The sequence below is a fragment of the Microbacterium sp. Leaf351 genome (assembly GCF_001423825.1).
Lineage (GTDB): Bacteria > Actinomycetota > Actinomycetes > Actinomycetales > Microbacteriaceae > Microbacterium > Microbacterium ginsengisoli.
Window position 1 is genome coordinate 81,517 of the sequence record NZ_LMPK01000038.1, and the last position, 16,446, is coordinate 97,962.

13 protein-coding genes are annotated in these 16,446 nt (G+C 71.5%); 6 read left to right on the plus strand and 7 right to left on the minus strand.

Annotated features, from left to right (window positions below):
• The first annotated feature begins 182 nt into the window (after positions 1 to 182).
• Both ASG00_RS13145 and ASG00_RS13150 read left to right on the plus strand, forming a co-directional pair.
• Positions 183 to 1,928, plus strand: coding sequence for an ABC transporter permease (locus tag ASG00_RS13145; RefSeq protein ID WP_056210140.1), 1,746 nt, complete (start codon positions 183 to 185; stop codon positions 1,926 to 1,928).
• Between the two features lie 32 nt (positions 1,929 to 1,960).
• Positions 1,961 to 3,292, plus strand: coding sequence for an ABC transporter ATP-binding protein (locus ASG00_RS13150; protein WP_056210142.1), 1,332 nt, complete (start codon positions 1,961 to 1,963; stop codon positions 3,290 to 3,292).
• 37 nt (positions 3,293 to 3,329) lie between these two features.
• Here the strand turns inward: ASG00_RS13150 and ASG00_RS13155 are convergent, their stop codons facing one another.
• Genes ASG00_RS13155 through rsmI form a run of 3 tightly spaced genes read right to left on the minus strand, consistent with a single transcriptional unit; the run spans position 3,330 to position 6,665 of the window.
• Positions 3,330 to 4,223, minus strand: coding sequence for a TatD family hydrolase (locus ASG00_RS13155; protein WP_056210144.1), 894 nt, complete (start codon positions 4,221 to 4,223; stop codon positions 3,330 to 3,332).
• On the minus strand, positions 4,220 to 5,794 hold the full coding sequence (gene metG, locus ASG00_RS13160; protein WP_056210147.1) for a methionine--tRNA ligase: 1,575 nt from the start codon (positions 5,792 to 5,794) through the stop codon (positions 4,220 to 4,222). The genes ASG00_RS13155 and metG overlap by 4 nt, the downstream gene beginning before the upstream one ends.
• Positions 5,795 to 5,846: 52 nt before the next feature.
• Positions 5,847 to 6,665 carry a 16S rRNA (cytidine(1402)-2'-O)-methyltransferase gene (rsmI, locus tag ASG00_RS13165; RefSeq protein WP_056210149.1) on the minus strand — a complete coding sequence of 273 codons (819 nt, stop codon included), beginning with the start codon at positions 6,663 to 6,665 and terminating at the stop codon, positions 5,847 to 5,849.
• Between the two features lie 23 nt (positions 6,666 to 6,688).
• Here rsmI and ASG00_RS13170 point away from each other — a divergent pair, with 23 nt between their 5' ends.
• Positions 6,689 to 8,230 (plus strand): dolichyl-phosphate-mannose--protein mannosyltransferase, encoded by a 1,542-nt coding sequence (locus ASG00_RS13170; protein ID WP_045248638.1) that lies wholly within the window; start codon positions 6,689 to 6,691, stop codon positions 8,228 to 8,230.
• A 60-nt stretch (positions 8,231 to 8,290) separates the two neighbouring features.
• Here the strand turns inward: ASG00_RS13170 and ASG00_RS13175 are convergent, their stop codons facing one another.
• The 3 genes from ASG00_RS13175 to ASG00_RS13185 all read right to left on the minus strand — a co-directional run bounded on the left by ASG00_RS13175 (position 8,291) and on the right by ASG00_RS13185 (position 9,581).
• Complete coding sequence (locus ASG00_RS13175) at positions 8,291 to 8,539, minus strand: three-helix bundle dimerization domain-containing protein (protein WP_056210151.1); 249 nt, start codon at positions 8,537 to 8,539, stop codon at positions 8,291 to 8,293.
• A gap of 98 nt (positions 8,540 to 8,637) precedes the next feature.
• Positions 8,638 to 9,165, minus strand: coding sequence for a MarR family winged helix-turn-helix transcriptional regulator (locus ASG00_RS13180; protein ID WP_056210153.1), 528 nt, complete (start codon positions 9,163 to 9,165; stop codon positions 8,638 to 8,640).
• 29 nt (positions 9,166 to 9,194) lie between these two features.
• Positions 9,195 to 9,581: a DUF7882 family protein gene (locus ASG00_RS13185; RefSeq protein ID WP_048808811.1), complete on the minus strand. Its 387-nt coding sequence runs from the start codon at positions 9,579 to 9,581 to the stop codon at positions 9,195 to 9,197.
• A 93-nt stretch (positions 9,582 to 9,674) separates the two neighbouring features.
• Here ASG00_RS13185 and ASG00_RS13190 point away from each other — a divergent pair, with 93 nt between their 5' ends.
• From ASG00_RS13190 to ASG00_RS13200, 3 genes are read left to right on the plus strand one after another with little or no spacing between them, the layout of a single operon-like run.
• Positions 9,675 to 10,169, plus strand: a complete 495-nt coding sequence (locus tag ASG00_RS13190) for a MarR family transcriptional regulator (RefSeq protein WP_056210155.1) — start codon at positions 9,675 to 9,677, stop codon at positions 10,167 to 10,169.
• Positions 10,170 to 10,181: 12 nt separating this feature from the next.
• A complete protein-coding gene (gene hrpA / locus ASG00_RS13195; RefSeq protein WP_056210157.1) occupies positions 10,182 to 14,096 on the plus strand; it encodes an ATP-dependent RNA helicase HrpA in 3,915 nt (1,304 codons plus the stop codon).
• A gap of 54 nt (positions 14,097 to 14,150) precedes the next feature.
• Positions 14,151 to 15,455 carry an O-acetylhomoserine aminocarboxypropyltransferase/cysteine synthase family protein gene (locus ASG00_RS13200; protein WP_056210159.1) on the plus strand — a complete coding sequence of 435 codons (1,305 nt, stop codon included), beginning with the start codon at positions 14,151 to 14,153 and terminating at the stop codon, positions 15,453 to 15,455.
• A 78-nt stretch (positions 15,456 to 15,533) separates the two neighbouring features.
• On the opposite strand, the gene ASG00_RS13205 is transcribed toward ASG00_RS13200, so the two are convergent.
• Positions 15,534 to 16,446, minus strand: a 913-nt coding sequence (locus tag ASG00_RS13205; RefSeq protein ID WP_235559597.1) for a M20/M25/M40 family metallo-hydrolase, incomplete at its 5' end; no start/stop codon positions are given.

The following is a 16,446-nucleotide window of genomic DNA, read 5'->3' on the forward strand; positions in this document are numbered from 1 at the left end:
AATTGATTGACTATTGCGTATGGTATCCGAGGCCCGGATGCCGCGGGCGACGCGACGAGCGCGAGGAGGTGAGGGACATGAGTTCTCCCAGTGACAGTCCCCGACTCCCCTCCGCCACGCGCACCCTCGGCTGACCCGCCTCGCGGGAGGCCCGGAGCGCGCCCATCCGCAAGGAGCGCGCCATGTCGACGCCCACCACCTTCGCCGGCCACACCACCGTCGGCGCCCGCTCCGGCACCCGTCTCGCCGCCGACGCCGTCGTCCTCATCGGCTTCGCCGCAGTGCTGTGGCTGCTCATCCACCTCTCGCAGGGGATCGCCGCGCCGTTCGACCCGTCTCGCGACATCGACGCCGTCTCCACCGACCCGTCACAGCTGCCCTACGACGCCGCCCGGTCGCTGCTGCGCATGTTCATCGCGCTCGCGGCATCCGTGGTGTTCACCTTCGTCTACGCGACGGCCGCCGCGCGGTCGCGGCGCGGCGAGAAGGTGCTGATCCCGATCCTCGACATCCTGCAGTCGGTGCCGGTGCTCGCGTTCCTGTCGGTGACGCTCACCGTCTGGATCGTCATCTTCCCGAACTCCGAGCTCGGCGTCGAGTGCGCCTCGATCTTCGCGATCTTCACGAGCCAGGCGTGGAACATGACGTTCGCGTTCTACAACTCGCTCACCACGCAGCCGCGCGATCTCGACGAGGCGGCGCGCCTGCTGCGGTTGACCCGCTGGCAGCGCTTCTGGAAGCTCGACGTGCCCAGCGGCATGATCCCGCTCGTCTGGAACGGCATGATGAGCTTCGGCGGGGGCTGGTTCTTCCTCGTCGCGAGCGAGGTCATCTCTGTCAACAACCACACGTATGCCCTACCCGGCATCGGATCGTATGTCGCGAGCGCGACGGCCGAGGAGAACATCCCGGCGATCCTGTGGGCCATCGCCGTCATGATCGTCATGGTCGTCGGGGTGAACGCGCTGTTCTGGCGGCCGCTGACCGCGTGGGCGGAGCGTTTCCGTATGGGCGACACGTCGAGCCAGGTGCCGCAGCGCAGTGTCGTGCTCGACGTGCTGCGCCACTCCGGGGTGCCCCGCCTGATCGGCCGCGCGCTCGCACCGCTCGGGCGCGGCCTCGACCGGGCCATGGCGGTCTTCGGCGTCGCCGACGTGCCGCTGCGCGTCGACCCGCGCCGGCGGCGCATCGGCGACCTCGCATTCGCCGTGGTCGTCGCCGTCGCCCTCACGTGGGGCACCGTGCAGGTCATCATCTTCGTGCAGTCGAGCGTCGGCCTGTGGGAGTTCGCGGATGCCGCGGGCCTCGGGCTCGTGACCTTCGGGCGCGTGCTCGTGCTGCTCGTGTTCGGCACCATCATCTGGGTGCCGGTGGGCGTGTGGATCGGGATGAACCCGCGGGTGACGCGCTTCGCTCAGCCCGTCGTGCAGGTGCTCGCGAGCTTCCCGGCGAACTTCCTCTTCCCGTTCGTCACGCTGGCACTCATCCACACCGGCATCTCGCTCAACATCGGCGGAATCCTGCTGATGGCGCTCGGCGCGCAGTGGTACATCCTCTTCAACGTCATCGCCGGCGCCTCGGCGATCCCGGCGGACCTGCGGGACGCCGCGACATCCCTGCGCCTGTCGCGCTGGCAGCGCTGGACGCGCCTCATCCTGCCGGCCATCTTCGCGTCGTGGGTGACGGGCGGCATCACCGCGGCCGGCGGCGCCTGGAACGCGTCGATCGTCTCGGAGGTCGTGACCTACGGGTCGACGACCCTCACCGCCGTCGGCCTCGGCGCGTACATCGCGAACGCCACCGCCACCGGCGACAGCCCCCGCGTGTACGTCGGGGTGATCGTGATGAGCCTGTTCGTCGTCGGCCTCAACCGGCTGTTCTGGCGGCGGATGTACCGGCTCGCCGAACGTCGCTTCTCCCTGACCTGACCCACCCGCCCACTCCGCGAAGGAGGTGCCCCATGGCACAGAACACCGCCTCCGTCCGCGACACCGCGATCGTCGAGGTCGACGACGTCACGACAGCCTTCCCCTCGAGCGACGGCGGCACCCTCACGGTGCTCGACGAGGTGTCGCTGACCCTCCGAGAAGGCGAGATCGTGGCACTCCTCGGGAAGTCCGGGTCGGGGAAGTCCACCCTCCTGCGCACGGTCGCCGGTCTCATCGCCCCCACCAGCGGCGAGGTGCGCTACCGCGGCCGGCCGATCAACGGTGCGAACCCGGGCGTCGGGATGGTGTTCCAGTCGTTCGCGCTCATGCCGTGGCTGACCGTGCAGGGCAACGTCGAGCTGGGACTGGCCGCCCGCTCGGTGTCGGCCGCGGAGCGCCGTCAGCGCGCCCTCGACGCGATCGACCTGATCGGTCTCGACGGCTTCGAGTCGGCGTACCCGCGCGAGCTCTCCGGCGGCATGCGCCAGCGCGTGGGGATCGCGCGCGCCCTGGTGCTGCGCCCGGACGCGCTGCTCATGGACGAGCCCTTCTCGGCTCTCGACGTGCTCACCGCCGAGAACCTGCGCAACGAGGTGATGTCGCTGTGGGCGCAGCCCGACTTCCCGACGAAGTCGGTCTGCATCGTGACCCACAACATCGAGGAGGCGGTGCTCATGGCCGACCGCGTCCTCGTCCTCGGCTCGAACCCCGGGCACGTGCGCGCCGAGGTCGGGGTGCCGCTCCCCCGCCCGCGCGACCGGCGGCATCCGCTCTTCGCCCAGACCGTCGATCGGCTCTACGCCCTGCTGACCGGCACCGGCCCCGGTGCTCCCGGCACGGCGGCCGCGCCTGTCGCCGCCACTCCGCTCAGCGCGCCGCTGCCCGACGTGTCCGTGGGCGGGCTCGCCGGCCTCGTCGAGATCGTGCACTCGCACAACGGCCAGACCGACCTGCCCGACCTCGCCGACGAGCTGTCCTTCGAGGTCGACGACCTCCTTCCCCTCGTCGACGCGGCCGCCCTGCTCGGATTCATCGAGGTCGACGGGGCGCAGCTCTTCCTCACCGAGGACGGTCGCGCCTGGGGACGCGCGGACATCCAGGAGTCGAAGAAGCTGTTCGCACGCCTCAGCGCGGCCCACGCCCCGCTCGTGCGCACGATCCTCAAAGCGCTCGAGAACAGCGACGACGGCGCCCTGCGCGACGACTTCTTCCTCGACCTGCTGCGACGCGGCTTCTCGGGGGCGGACGCGCGGGTGCAGCTGGACATCGCGATCCAGTGGGGTCGCTACGCGGAGCTCTTCGACTACGACGCCGACTCGGGCGAGCTCGTGCTCGGCGAGGTCGCCGCCGCGTTCGGGGTGTGACCCCGACCGAGCGGCGCACCGCTGTTGCGGAGCCGGTTCAGAACTCGCCGTAGACGGCGAGCGTGTTCGCCGCGAGCTGTGCGCACAGCTCGTCGAGGTCGGTCTCGAGCGTCTCGGCCATGAACCGCACGGTCAGCGGCACGAGGTACGGGGCGTTCGGGCGACCGCGGTAGGGCGCGGGCGTGAGGAACGGGGCATCCGTCTCGACCAGGATGCGATCGCGCGGAGCCACGCGGAGGGCGTCGCGCAGGTTCTCGGCGTTCTTGAACGTGACGTTGCCCGCGAAGCTCAGCCAGTAGCCGCGGTCGCTCGCGACCCGCGCCATGTCGGCGTCGCCGGAGAAGCAGTGGAACACGGTCTTCTCCGGGGCGCCCACGCGGTCGAGGGTGTCGAAGACGGCCTGGTGCGCGTCGCGGTCGTGGATCTGCATGGCGATGCCGTGCCGCTTCGCGATCGCGATGTGCGCCTCGAAGCTCTCGATCTGGGCCGCGATGCCGTCCTCGCCGGTGCGGAAGAAGTCGAGTCCGGTCTCGCCGACCGCGCGCACCCGGGGCTGGGCGGCGAGGGTGTCGATGACCTCGATCGCCTCAGCAAGGCGTCCGGCGGCGGCGTACTCGGGCGCCTCGTTCGGGTGCAGGGCGACGGCGGCGAGCACCCGGCGGTCCTGCTCAGCAGCCCACGCGCACCACTGCGACGACTCGATGTCGCCGCCCACCTGCACGACGCCGGCGATGCCGACGGCCTCGGCCCGGTCGAGCTGCTCGCCGAGCGTCAGCGGGGAGTCGCCGTCGGCGATCTCGAGGTGCGTGTGGTTGTCGTAGACGGCGACGGCGAGGGGTTCCGGCGCGTCGGGATAGCGCAGGTCCTTGCGCCCGTCGGCCGTGCGCTCGCGCACGTACTGGCTGGGATCGCTCGGAACCTGCGCGTTCACGCGGTCTCGACCCGCGGGAAGAGAGGAGACAGCCCGTTGACAGATGTGCCGGGACGAAGGATGCCCCAGCTCCCCGCCGCCCGCAGCGGCTGGTCGACCAGGCGCCCCAGGCTCTCCGCGGCGCCGAGTGCGATCCAGAGCTTCTCTGTCGCGATCGGGGTGACCGGGCTCAGCAGCACGGCGAGGGCCCGCAGCCCCTCGGCCGCCGTGTAGAGCACGGTGCCGAGCCGCTCGCGGTCGCCGTCCTCCTTGGCGAGCACCCAGGGCTCGTTCTCGGTGATGTAGCCGTTGAGGGCGTCGACGATGGTCCAGATGGCGGCGATCGCCTCATCGATGCGGAACCGCTCGATGGCCGCATCGGCGTTCGCCGCGGCATCCGCCACGATCTTCTGGATCGCGAGATCGCCCTCCGCATACGCGGCCGGCGGCGGCACGATGCCCTCGACGTAGCGCTCGATCATCGCGATCGTGCGGGAGGCGAGGTTGCCGAAACCGTTGGCGAGCTCGGCCTGGTAGCGGGCGGAGAGGTCCTCCCACGAGAACGAGCCGTCCTGGCCGAACGCGATCGCCGACAGGAAGTAGAAGCGGTACGCGTCGGAGCCGAACGTGTCGGTGATCTCGGTCGGCGCGATGCCGGTGAGCTTCGACTTCGACATCTTCTCGCCGCCGACGAGCAGCCAGCCGTGCGCGAACACGCCGCGCGGAACCTCGAGACCCGCCGCGAGCAGCATCGCCGGCCAGATGACCGCGTGGAAGCGCAGGATGTCCTTGCCGACCACGTGGAACGCCGGCCACCGGCGCTCGAACTGGGTCTCGTCGGCGCCGTAGCCGACGGCGGTCGCGTAGTTCAGCAGCGCGTCGACCCACACGTAGATGACGTGGGTGTCGTCCCACGGCACCTTGATGCCCCAGTCGAACGCGGAGCGCGAGATCGACAGGTCCTTCAGGCCCGAGCGCACGAAGGAGATGACCTCGTTGCGCGCCGACTCGGGACGGATGAAGTCGGGGTTGTCCTTGTAGAGCTTCAGCAGGGGCTCGGTGAACTCGCTGAGCTTGAAGAAGTAGTTCTTCTCCTGCAGCAGCTCGAGCGGCTTGGAGTGGATCGCGCAGACCTTCAGACCCTCGAACGGACCGGTGCCGTCGACGATCTCGCTCTCGGGCTTGAACTCCTCGCAGCCCACGCAGTACAGCGCCTCGTACTCGCCGGCGTAGATGTAGCCGCGGTCGTAGATGGCCTGCACGAAACGCTTGACGCCCTCCTCATGCCGCTCCTGGGTGGTGCGGATGAAGTCGTCGTTCGAGACGTCCAGGGTCGTCAGCAGCGGGAACCACGCCTCGCCGACCAGCTTGTCGACCCACTCCTGCGGGGTGACGCCGTTGGCGGCCGCGGCGCGCAGCATCTTCTGCCCGTGCTCGTCGGTGCCCGTCAGCATCCAGGTGTCATCGCCCGCCTGGCGGTGCCAGCGGGCAAGGGTGTCCACCGCGACGGTCGTGTACCCGTGGCCGATGTGCGGCACATCGCTCGGGTAGTAGATCGGCGTCGTGATGTAGAAGGAGGAACCGGACGTCACCCATAGATTCTAGAAGGGCCGGATGCCCCTCCTCGCCGTTGTGACGGCCTCTTCAGCCGCGGCGCGCGAGGGCCGCTTGGTACAGGTCGCGGGAGGCGAGTCCCGTCTCGGCGGCGACGGCGGTCGCGGCATCCTTCAATCGGGTTCCCGCCCGGTCGAGCTCGACCACCCGCGCGACGGCGTCCTCGAGGGAGACGGAGACCGGCACCGCACCCGCGACCACCACGACGCACTCCCCGCGCACGCCCGCCTCCGCCCAGGCGGAGAGCTCGGCGAGGCCGCCGCGTACGACCTCCTCGTGCAGCTTCGTGAGCTCGCGGCACACGGCCGCGCGGCGGTCTCCGCCGAACGCCGCGCCCATGTCGGCGAGCGTCGCGGCCAGGCGGGTCGGCGCCTCGAAGAACACCATCGTGCGACGCTCGCCGGCGAGCGCGCCGAACGCCGACGCCCGCTCCCCGCTCTTTCGCGGCACGAAGCCTTCGAAGGTGAACCGATCGGTCGGGAGGCCGGCGAGCGCGAGGGCGGTGACGACGGCGGACGGACCGGGGATGACGGTGATCTCGACGCCCTGTGCGACGGCCTCGGCGACCACGGCGTAGCCCGGGTCACTCACTGTCGGCATACCCGCGTCGCTGAGCAGCACGACCTCTCGGGTCGCGGCGAGCGCCGCGACCTCGGCGGCCTTCTGCTTCTCGTTGTGGTCGTGCACCGCGATCAGCCGCGGGCGGTTCTCGATGCCGAGGCCGGCGAGCAGGCGCTGGGCGGTGCGGGTGTCCTCTGCGCAGATGACCTCGGCGGCCTCGAGCACTTCTCGCAGCCGCGTCGACGCGTCGCCGAGGTTGCCGATCGGAGTCGCCGCGAGCTTCAACACCGCCCCAGCATAGGCTGGTGCCCGTGAGCCGCACCGCGCCGCCCCTCCTCGAGAACGCACCCCTCTCCCGCTACGACCGGTGGGCGATGCGCGTGCGGGCCGATGCCGCCCTGCAGCGTCGGATCTCGTGGCTGGCGCCGCTGCTGGTGACCCTCCTCGCGGCCGTGCTGCGCTTCTGGAACCTGCAGAACCCGCACGCGATCGTCTTCGACGAGACCTACTACGTCAAGGACGCATGGAGCCAGTGGAACCTGGGCTACCCCGCCAACTGGCCCGCCAACGCGAACGGCGCGTTCGAGCAGGGCGTGACCGACGACTACGAGACGTCCGGCAGCTTCGTCGTGCATCCTCCGCTCGGCAAGTGGATCATCGGACTCGGCATGTGGATCTTCGGCCCGGCGTCGTCGTTCGGCTGGCGATTCTCGGTCGCGCTGCTCGGCACGGCCACCGTGCTGCTGGTCTACCTCGTCACGAAGGCGCTCACCCGGTCGGTGGCCGCGGCCACGATCGCGTCGCTGCTGATGGCGATCGACGGGCTCGCGATCGTGATGAGCCGGGTGGCGCTCCTCGACGGCATCCTCACGTTCTTCGTGATCCTCGCGTTCTGGTTCGTCCTCCTCGACCGCGCGTGGTGCGATCGCCGGTTGGGGGCCCGCGATCCCGACCGGCCGAGCGCGTGGGGCCGGCTGCTGTGGAACCGCCCGTGGCTGCTCGCGGCCGGTGCCGCAGCGGGCGCGGCGACGGCCGTGAAGTGGTCGGGGCTGTACGTCATCGCCGCGCTCGGTGTCTACGTGGTCATCTCCGACGCCGTCGCCCGGTGGCGTCTCGGCATCCGGATGTGGCACCTGGACGCCGTGCGGCAGGGGCTCTGGTCTGCGGTGCTGATGCTGCCTGTCGCCCTCGTCGTCTACGTCGTCTCGTGGACGGGGTGGCTCGTGACCGCCGGCGGCTACGACCGGCAGTACTCGGGCGCGCCGCCTGCGGGGCTCGCCGCCCTCCTGCCGCAGCCGCTGCAGAACCTGTGGGTCTACCACGGCGCGATGTACGGCTTCAACGTGAACCTGCACACCCCGCACAGCTATCAGAGCCCGGCCTGGGAGTGGCCGCTGCTCATCCGCCCCACCTCGATGTACTGGGAGCAGGGGGCGAACGGCGTGCAGGCGATCTCGAGCATCCCGAACCCGCTCATCTGGTGGGCGGGAATCGCCGCCGCGATCTATCTGCTGGTGCGGTTCGTTCGGAGACCGGATGCGGCGGCGGGCTTCGTGCTCGTCGGGATCATCGCGACGTATGTGCCGTGGCTGCTCTACCCCGACCGCACGATCTTCCAGTTCTACACGATCGTGATGCTGCCCTTCCTCGTCATCGCGGTCGCCCTGGCCGCGCGCGACATCGCGGGCGGTCCGGATGCCTCTCCCGCCCGGCGACGCTCGGGGCAGGGCGTGGTCCTCGTCTTCCTCGGGGTCGCCGTCGTGCTGTCGGCCTTCTGGTACCCGGTGTGGACGGCCATGCCGGTGCCCTACGACTTCTGGCGCCTGCACAACTGGATGCAGAGCTGGATCTGACCCGGCACGGATGAACCCGCGGGGCTCGACGCGGGTGGATCGGATGCCGCGGCGCGACCGTCAGGCGACGGCGCCGTCGGCCGCGTCGTCTTCGCGGAGCGAGAGCACCTCGTCGGCACCGTTCTCCACGGCGACGGGGATGGCGACAGGGCGCCCGCCCGTGAACGCGTCGTGCTCGCGCGCCAGAACGGCCTCGATCTCGGTGCGGGACCTCGCCGGGTGGCGGGCGAGGAGTCGATCGACGCTGCCCGCGTAGGAGGTGAGCTCGTAACCGTCCACGACGAACGGCAGCTCGGAATCGGGGGTCACGCTGTCATCCTCCCAGCCCGCCTGTCGCGGGTCGAATGTCCGTCGGGTAGGAAACTGGATTGGCTACACGCCTCGTGAACGACCCGCGGGCCGCGTTCTCAGCGTCGGGCGCCCGCGTGGGCTCCCGGCTGCACCTGATCGACCGCCGCCTGCAGGCGGGCGAGCGTGTCGAGCACCACGAGGGTGTCGTCGGGGCTGAGGTCGATGACCGCGTCGAGCATGCGGTCGTGCATGTCACCGAGGGTGCGACGCACCTCGTCGTCGCTCTCCGCGGTCGGCACGACGTAGATGCTGCGGCGATCACTCTCATGGCGTTCCCGCCGCACATGGTTCGAGCGCTCGAGTCGGTCGATGATCGCGGTGACCGCGGCGGTCGAGGTGCCGAGGTAGCGGGACAGCTCACCGGGCGAGACCGAACGACCCTCCTGCTGGGCCTTGAGCAGGTAGCGCAGCACGAGCAGGTCGTTCTCGCCCATCGACATCGCGTCGCGCGTGCGACGACGCATGGCGACCTCGGCGGCGCGGTAGAGACGGAACGCCTGCAGCAGGTGGACGGCCCGCGCGCGACGCGCGTCCTCCGTGTCGGCGTACCAGTACCCGCTGTCGTCGAACTCGCTGGAGGGCATGCTCCGATGATAGAGGCGAGGGATGCGTCTCACCCGGCGACGCGCATCTCGCGTGGCGCGTCGTCGTGCGGCGCGAGCTGGTTCATGGTGCGCAGGTGCTTGCGCTCGAGGTACGACGCCGCCTCGGCCTCCGGCATCACCGTCAGAGTGCCGGTCGAGTCCTCGCTCTCGCCCATCGCCTGGATCCAGAGCCGGTTGAGGGAGGGCATCCTGCTGCCGGCCGCGATGAACTGCAGCGGGATGGCCGGCGACACCCAGAGATTGCGCCGAGATCCGAGGCCGGGTTCATCCACCGGCATGCTCACCATGAACGATTCCCCACGTCTCAGACGGGTGGCGACGGCGAGTCGCAGGTGCTCGAGGGTGCGGTCGTCGACCTGGATGCCGCCCCCGTTGCCGTAGAACATGGTGCCCATGAGTCATCCTTTCGTTCGCTGGCTGAGTATCTCACTAGATTAGCTAAATCAGCAAACCATCGCGGGTAGACTGCTCCGCGAGGAGGCGGCGACGTGAGCGCGTACACGACGGACCCCGAGCGACTGCTGCGCTCGCTCGCGGGTATGCAGCGCGCACTCGGCGACGCGGAGCGCGACGTGCGGCGGCGCCTCGGGCTCGGCGGCCGCGACCTCGATCTCGTGCGGCTGCTGCTCGACGCGGAGGAGGTGCGGCACGCTGTCACCCCGAGCGAGGTGGCCCGCACCCTCGACGCATCGAGCGCGGCAGCGACGGCCATCATCGACCGGCTCGAGAACACCGGGCTGCTCCGCCGCGCGGCGCATCCGAGCGACCGGCGCAGCATCGTGCTGGAACCCACCATTCCCGCCGACTCTCCCGTGCGAAAGGTGTTGCGCGCCGCGCACGAGCACCAGCTCGAGGCCGCGGCCAGCCTCTCGGACGTCGAGCGCGACGCCCTCGCCCGCGCACTCGACGGCTTCGTCGCTGCACTGAACGAAGGCGTGGTCGACGACGACGACCCCGCCGGCGGCGGGCGTCCCCGCCGGTAGGATGTGACGGCCATGCCCCCCGCGCAGCCCGTCATCGTCTACCCGGCCGAGCTGCCCGTCAGCGCCGCGCGGGACGAGATCGCAACAGCGATCCGCGACCACCAGGTCGTCATCGTCGCGGGCGCGACCGGTTCCGGCAAGACCACCCAGCTGCCGAAGATCTGCCTCGAGCTCGGCCGCGAGAGCATCGCCCACACGCAGCCCCGCCGGCTCGCGGCGCGGACGATCGCCGAACGCATCGCGCAGGAGCTGCGGGTCGAGGTCGGCGGTCTCGTCGGATACAAGGTGCGCTTCACCGACCAGGTGACCGATGACACCCGCATCGCGCTCGTCACCGACGGCATCCTGCTCAACGAGATCCACCGCGACCGGCTGCTGCGCCGCTACGACACGATCATCATCGACGAGGCGCACGAGCGCTCGCTCAACATCGACTTCCTGCTCGGCTACCTGCGGCGCATCCTCCCGCAGCGTCCCGACCTGAAGGTCATCGTGACGTCGGCGACGATCGACCCCGAGAGCTTCGCGCGTCATTTCTCGGATGCCACGGGCTCCCCCGCGCCCGTCATCGAGGTGTCCGGCCGCACCTACCCGGTCGAGGTGCGGTACCGCCCTCTCGTCGCGGAACTCCCCGACGATGCGGACGATGCCGACGACGAGGATGCGGCCTCTCCCCCCGGCGACGCCGACGAGGTGTCCGCGATCGTGGCGGCACTGCGCGAGCTCGATGCCGAGCCCCGCGGCGACGTGCTCGTGTTCCTCCCCGGCGAGGCGGAGATCCGCGATGCGGCCGATGCCGTGCGCGCCGCCTTCGCGAGCGACCGCTCGCCGACCGAGGTGCTGCCGCTGTACGGGCGTCTGTCGGCGGCGGAGCAGCACCGGGTGTTCGAGCCGTCGACCGTCGCAGGACTCCGACGCCGCGTCATCCTCTCGACCAACGTCGCCGAGACGAGCCTCACCGTTCCGGGCATCCGCTACGTCGTCGACACCGGCACCGCCCGCATCTCGCGCTACAGCGCCCGCTCGAAGGTGCAGCGGCTGCCGATCGAGGCGATCTCGCAGGCGTCGGCGCAGCAGCGCTCGGGCCGCGCGGGCCGCACGGCGCCGGGCGTCGCCATCCGGCTCTACGCGGAGGCCGACTTCGACCGTCGGCCCGAGTTCACCGAACCCGAGGTGCTGCGCACCTCGCTCGCGTCGGTCGTGCTGCAGATGCTGGCGCTCGGCTTCGGCGACATCGCCGAGTTCCCGTTCCTCACCCCGCCGGACTCCCGCGGGGTCACGGCGGCGGTCGACCTGCTCGTCGAGCTCGGTGCCGTGACCCGGTCCCGCGACGGCATCCGTCTCACGAAGGTCGGCACCCGGCTCTCCCGCCTCCCGATCGACCCGCGCTTCGCCCGCATGCTCATCGAGGCGGAGCGCACCGGCGTCGTCGCCGACGTGCTGCCGATCGTCGCGGGCCTGTCGATCCAGGATGTCCGCGAACGCCCCGAGGAGCGCCGCGAGGAGGCAGACCGGCAGCACGCCCGCTTCACCGACCCGACGAGCGACTTCCTCACGCTCCTGAACCTCTGGCGCCACCTGCGGGCCCAGCAGTCCGCGCTCGGCTCGAGCGCGTTCCGCCGCGCGTGCCGGGCCGAGTTCCTGAACTACGTGCGGGTGCGCGAGTGGTTCGACGTGCACCGGCAGCTGAGCGCGCAGATCGGCGGGACGCACAGGACGACGGATGCCGCGGCCGACCCGGTGGCTGTGCACACGGCCATCCTCGCGGGGCTCCTGTCCCACATCGGCATCCGCGACGACCGGCTCGCCGGCTCCGCACCGCCGAAGGGACGCCGCCCGGCGGCCGAGTACCGCGGGGCGCGGGGGGCGCGCTTCGCGATCTTCCCCGGCTCGGGCGTGAGGGCCAAGGCTCCCGACGCGGTCATGGCGGCCGAGCTGGTCGAGACGAGCAGGCTGTACGCCCGCACGGCCGCGGCGATCGATCCCGCCTGGGCGGAGGCCCTCGCGGGCGACCTCGCGAAACGTCAGCTCAGCGACCCGCACTGGTCGAAGGACGCCGGCGCCGCCGTCGCAGCCGAGAAGGTGACGCTGTTCGGGGTCGAGATCATCCCGCGCCGCCGGGTGCAGCTGGCCCGGTTCGATCGGGACCTCGCCCGGGAGCTCTTCGTGCGGCACGCGCTCGTCGAGGAGGACTGGGACCCGACACGCCTGGGCAAGACGCTCACCGCCTTCGCTCGACGCAACCTCGACCTGCGACGCCGACTCGAGAAGGTCGAAGAGCGCGAGCGTCGACGCGACATCCTCGCCGGCGACGAGGCGGTGTTCGCGTTCTACGACGCCCGCATCCCGCGCGACGTGTTCGACCTGCGCTCGTTCGAGACGTGGTGGAAGGATGCCGCGTCCCGCACGCCGCACCTGCTCGACCTGCGCGAGGACGACCTGCTCGACGGGTCGGGCACGGCCGCCGCCGGCGACTTCCCCGCGCGGTGGACGCAGGGCGACCAGGTGCTGCAGCTCGCCTACCGCTTCGAGCCGGGGGCTCCCGACGACGGCGTGACGGCGATCGTGCCACTCGCCCTGCTCGCCTCGCTCCAGCCCGCGGGCTTCGACTGGCAGGTGCCCGGGATGCGCGACGAGCTGATCGCGGCCCTCATCCGTGCCCTCCCCAAGGTCATCCGCCGCCACGTCGTGCCGGCCGCCGACTTCGCCGCGCGGTTCGCCGAGGAGATCGCCGCCGACGCCCCCGAACACCACGACGGACTCCCGGCGCGCTCCCTCGCCGAGGCGCTCGCCGACCGCATCCGACGCGTCGCCAGCCAGCCGGTGTCGGGCGCCGACTTCGAGCTCGACCGCGTGCCCGCCCACCTCGCCGTGTCGTTCCGCGTCGTCGACGATCGCGGCCGCGCGGTCGGCAGCGGACGCGACCTCGCCGACCTGCAGTCCCGCCTCGCCGACCGCGCGCGCTCCTCGGTCGCGCGATCCCTCGCGCGCGGGCCGCAGGCCGCGGCATCCGCACCCGTTCCCGGACCCCGCCAGACGGGGCCCGTCGCGGGCGGCTTCGTCGAACGCGCCGGTCTCACCGACTTCGACCTCGACGTCCTGCCCGAGCTCGTCGACAGCCGGGTCGCCGGTGGCACGGTGCGCGGCTACCCCGCGCTCGTCGATGAGGGCGAGAGCGTGGCGCTGCGCATCCAGGCGACCGCGGAGGCCGCCGCCCGCGCCACGCGTGACGGTGTGCGGCGCCTGCTGCTGCTCGCCGTGCCTTCCCCCGCCGCCTACGTGCTCGAGCACCTCACCGCCACCGAGAAGCTCGCCCTTGCCGCATCGCCCTACCCGAGCGCCCGGGCGCTCGTCGAGGATGCCCGCGGCGCCGTCGCCGACGCCGTGATCGCGCGGCACCCCGGCGGCATCCGCACCCGCGAGGCCTTCACCGCCGCGCGCGACGCGTTCTCGTCCGAGGTGACCGATGCGCTGTTCGCCGCCGTCTCGCTCACCGCGCGCATCCTGGTGCTCGCGCGCGACGTGGAGCGGGCGCTCAAGGCGCAGACGTCGATCACCCTCATCGCCCCGCTCGCCGATGTGCGCGGCCAGCTGGCCGGCCTCGTGCACCCCGGGTTCGTCTCGGCGACCGGCCTCGACCGTCTCGCCCACCTCCCCCGCTACCTCCAGGGGTCTCTCGACCGCCTCGCCGCCCTCGGCGACAATCCCGGCCGCGACCGGCAGCGCCAGACCGAGTTCGAGCGCGCGGCAACCGCATACGCCGAGGCGGGCGGGACGCTACCGCTGCCGCCCGGTGCGCCGGCCCCGCTCGTGCGGGCGCGGTGGCTGCTCGAGGAGCTGCGGGTGAGCCTGTTCGCCCAGCGCCTCGGCACGGCCGAGTCGGTCTCTCTCCCGCGCATCGTCAAAGCCCTCGCCGGCGACTCCTGACACGCGCGGACACACGAAGGTGCGGCACAAAGATCGAGCCGCGACAATGAGCGCATGACGCTCCCCGAACGCTCGCTCGCGACGGCCCAGGTGCAGGCGGGCTACGACCCGCGCACCGAGGTGCACACCGCCGTGCCGCCGATCTACCAGTCCGCCGCGTTCGCGTTCTCCTCGCTCGCCGAAGCGCGTGACCTGTTTGCACTGCGCAAGAACGGCGACATCTACTCGCGCGCTGCAAACCCCACCGTGCTCGTGCTCGAGGAGCGCATCGCAGCTCTCGAGGGCGGCATCGCTGCCGCAGGCGTCGCCTCGGGACAGGCCGCGGTCGCTCTCTCCCTCCTCGCCCTCGTGCACCAGGGACAGCACATCGTCGCCGCCAGCCAGCTCTACGGCGGCACCGTCGACCTGCTGCACGACACGTTCCCCGACTGGGGCATCGAGGTGACGTTCGTCGACCAGGACGACATCGACGCCTGGCGCGCGGCCATCCGTCCGACGACGCGCGTGCTGTTCGCGGAGTCGGTCGCGAACCCCCTCGCCCAGGTGCTGCGGGTGAGCGAGGTCGCCGAGGTCGCCCACGCGGCGGGGCTTCCGCTCGTGATCGACAACACCGTGGCGACCCCGGCCCTGCAGCGCCCGAAGGAATTCGGCGCCGACATCGTCGTGCACTCGGCGACGAAGTTCCTCGGCGGTCACGGCTCGACCCTCGGCGGCGTGATCGTCGACCTCGGCACGTTCGACTTCACGGCGCACCCCGAGCGCTGGCCGCAGCTGACCGCGCCCTACGCGGGCACCGGCGGCGACAGCCTCGTCGAACGGTTCGGCGAGCGGGGGTCGCCTTTCATCGCACTGATCAAGACGAAGTACGTGCACGACCTCGGTCCGACGCTGTCGGCGGCGAGCGCGTTCCAGCTGCTGCAGGGCGTCGAGACCCTCGACCTGAGGCTCGGCCGGCACAGCGAGAGCGCCGAGAAGGTCGCGTCCGCCCTCGCCGACCACCCACGCATCGCGAAGGTGCACCATCCATCGCTCCCCGACAGCCCGTGGCACGCGGCGGCCCTCGCGTACCTTCCGCGGGGTGCGGCATCCGTGTTCTCCGTCGACCTCGTCTCGACCGGGGACGCCGACGGCGACTTCGCCCTCGTCGAGCAGTTCGTCGAGCGGCTGCGGCTGCTGCGGCTCGTCGCGAACATCGGCGACGCGCGCAGCATGGTCGCCCACCCGGCGTCCATGACCCACAGCCACCTGACGCCCGATCAGCGAGCCGCGGCGGGCATCTCCGAGACCACCGTGCGACTGTCGATCGGCCTCGAGGATCCCGACGAGATCATCGCCGACCTGGTGCAGGCGCTCGGCTGAGACCCGACCGCCGCGGCGACCCGGGCCCGGCCGGGCGGCCGCGCAGCCTCCGGTGCGATCCCGCCGCCGGCTTCGACGTCAGCTCGCGCGCAGCAGGTCGCGGTAGAACTCGATCCCGCGCAGCCAGACCTGCACGCGGATGCGCTCGTCGGGAGCGTGCAGGCAGTCGCGCTCCGCGCGCGTCAGGTGGAACGGCGTGAACCGGTAGACGTGCTCGCTGATCGCGGTGAAGAACCGCGAGTCGCTCGCCCCCAACTGCACGTACGGGGTCGCCAGCACGTCGTCACCGAGAGCCGACCGGACGGCGGCCGAGAGACGCTGCCACGGCTCACCGCGCCACGGCGAGACCGGCGACGGGTTCGACGCGCGGAACACCTCGACCTCGACCCGGTCGTCGCGCACGGCGCGCCGCACGTGCCGGGTGACTCCCTCGACCGTGTCGCCCGGGAGAAGGCGGATGTTGACGACCGCTCTGGCGCGCGTGGCGAGCACGTTCTCGCCCGTCGCCCCGCTCAGCTCGGTGACGACGGCCGTGGTGCGAACCAGCGCGTTCGTCTCGGGGCCGAGGAGTGCCAGCGCCCGGGAAAGCACGGGCCCCGTCCACCCGAGCGAGCGGAACACGGCGGCGAGCGCCGGCGGCGCCGCCTGCGCGGCCGTGGCGAACATCGCGCGCACGGGCGGGGTGATGCGAGTGCGGAACGGGGTTCGGCGCAGACGATCGATCGCGCGCGCGAGCCGAGCGGTCGCGGGCATCCGCGTCGGTGTGGAGGCGTGCCCGCCGGCCTCGGCGACGGTGAGCGTGAGGGTCATGACGCCGCGCTCGGCGACGCCGATCATCGCGGTCGGCCGCGTGACGCCCGGCAGCACGCCCTCGACGACGGCGCCGCCCTCGTCGAGCACCAGGCCGGGCCGCACGCCGCGTTCGTCGAGCACGGCGACGATCGCGCCGGCGCCGTCGCCCGCGGTCTCCTCGTTGTGCCCGAAGGCGAGG

What these genes read in the sequence shown, in the direction of transcription:
- ASG00_RS13180 (WP_056210153.1), bottom strand. Translation starts at nt 9,165, where the DNA reads ATGCCCTCCAGCGAGTTCGACGACAGCGGGTACTGGTACGCCGACACG.
- hrpA (WP_056210157.1), top strand. Translation starts at nt 10,182, where the DNA reads ATGCCCCCCGCGCAGCCCGTCATCGTCTACCCGGCCGAGCTGCCCGTC.
- ASG00_RS13200 (WP_056210159.1), top strand. Translation starts at nt 14,151, where the DNA reads ATGACGCTCCCCGAACGCTCGCTCGCGACGGCCCAGGTGCAGGCGGGC.
- ASG00_RS13185 (WP_048808811.1), bottom strand. Translation starts at nt 9,581, where the DNA reads ATGGGCACCATGTTCTACGGCAACGGGGGCGGCATCCAGGTCGACGAC.
- ASG00_RS13150 (WP_056210142.1), top strand. Translation starts at nt 1,961, where the DNA reads ATGGCACAGAACACCGCCTCCGTCCGCGACACCGCGATCGTCGAGGTC.
- ASG00_RS13145 (WP_056210140.1), top strand. Translation starts at nt 183, where the DNA reads ATGTCGACGCCCACCACCTTCGCCGGCCACACCACCGTCGGCGCCCGC.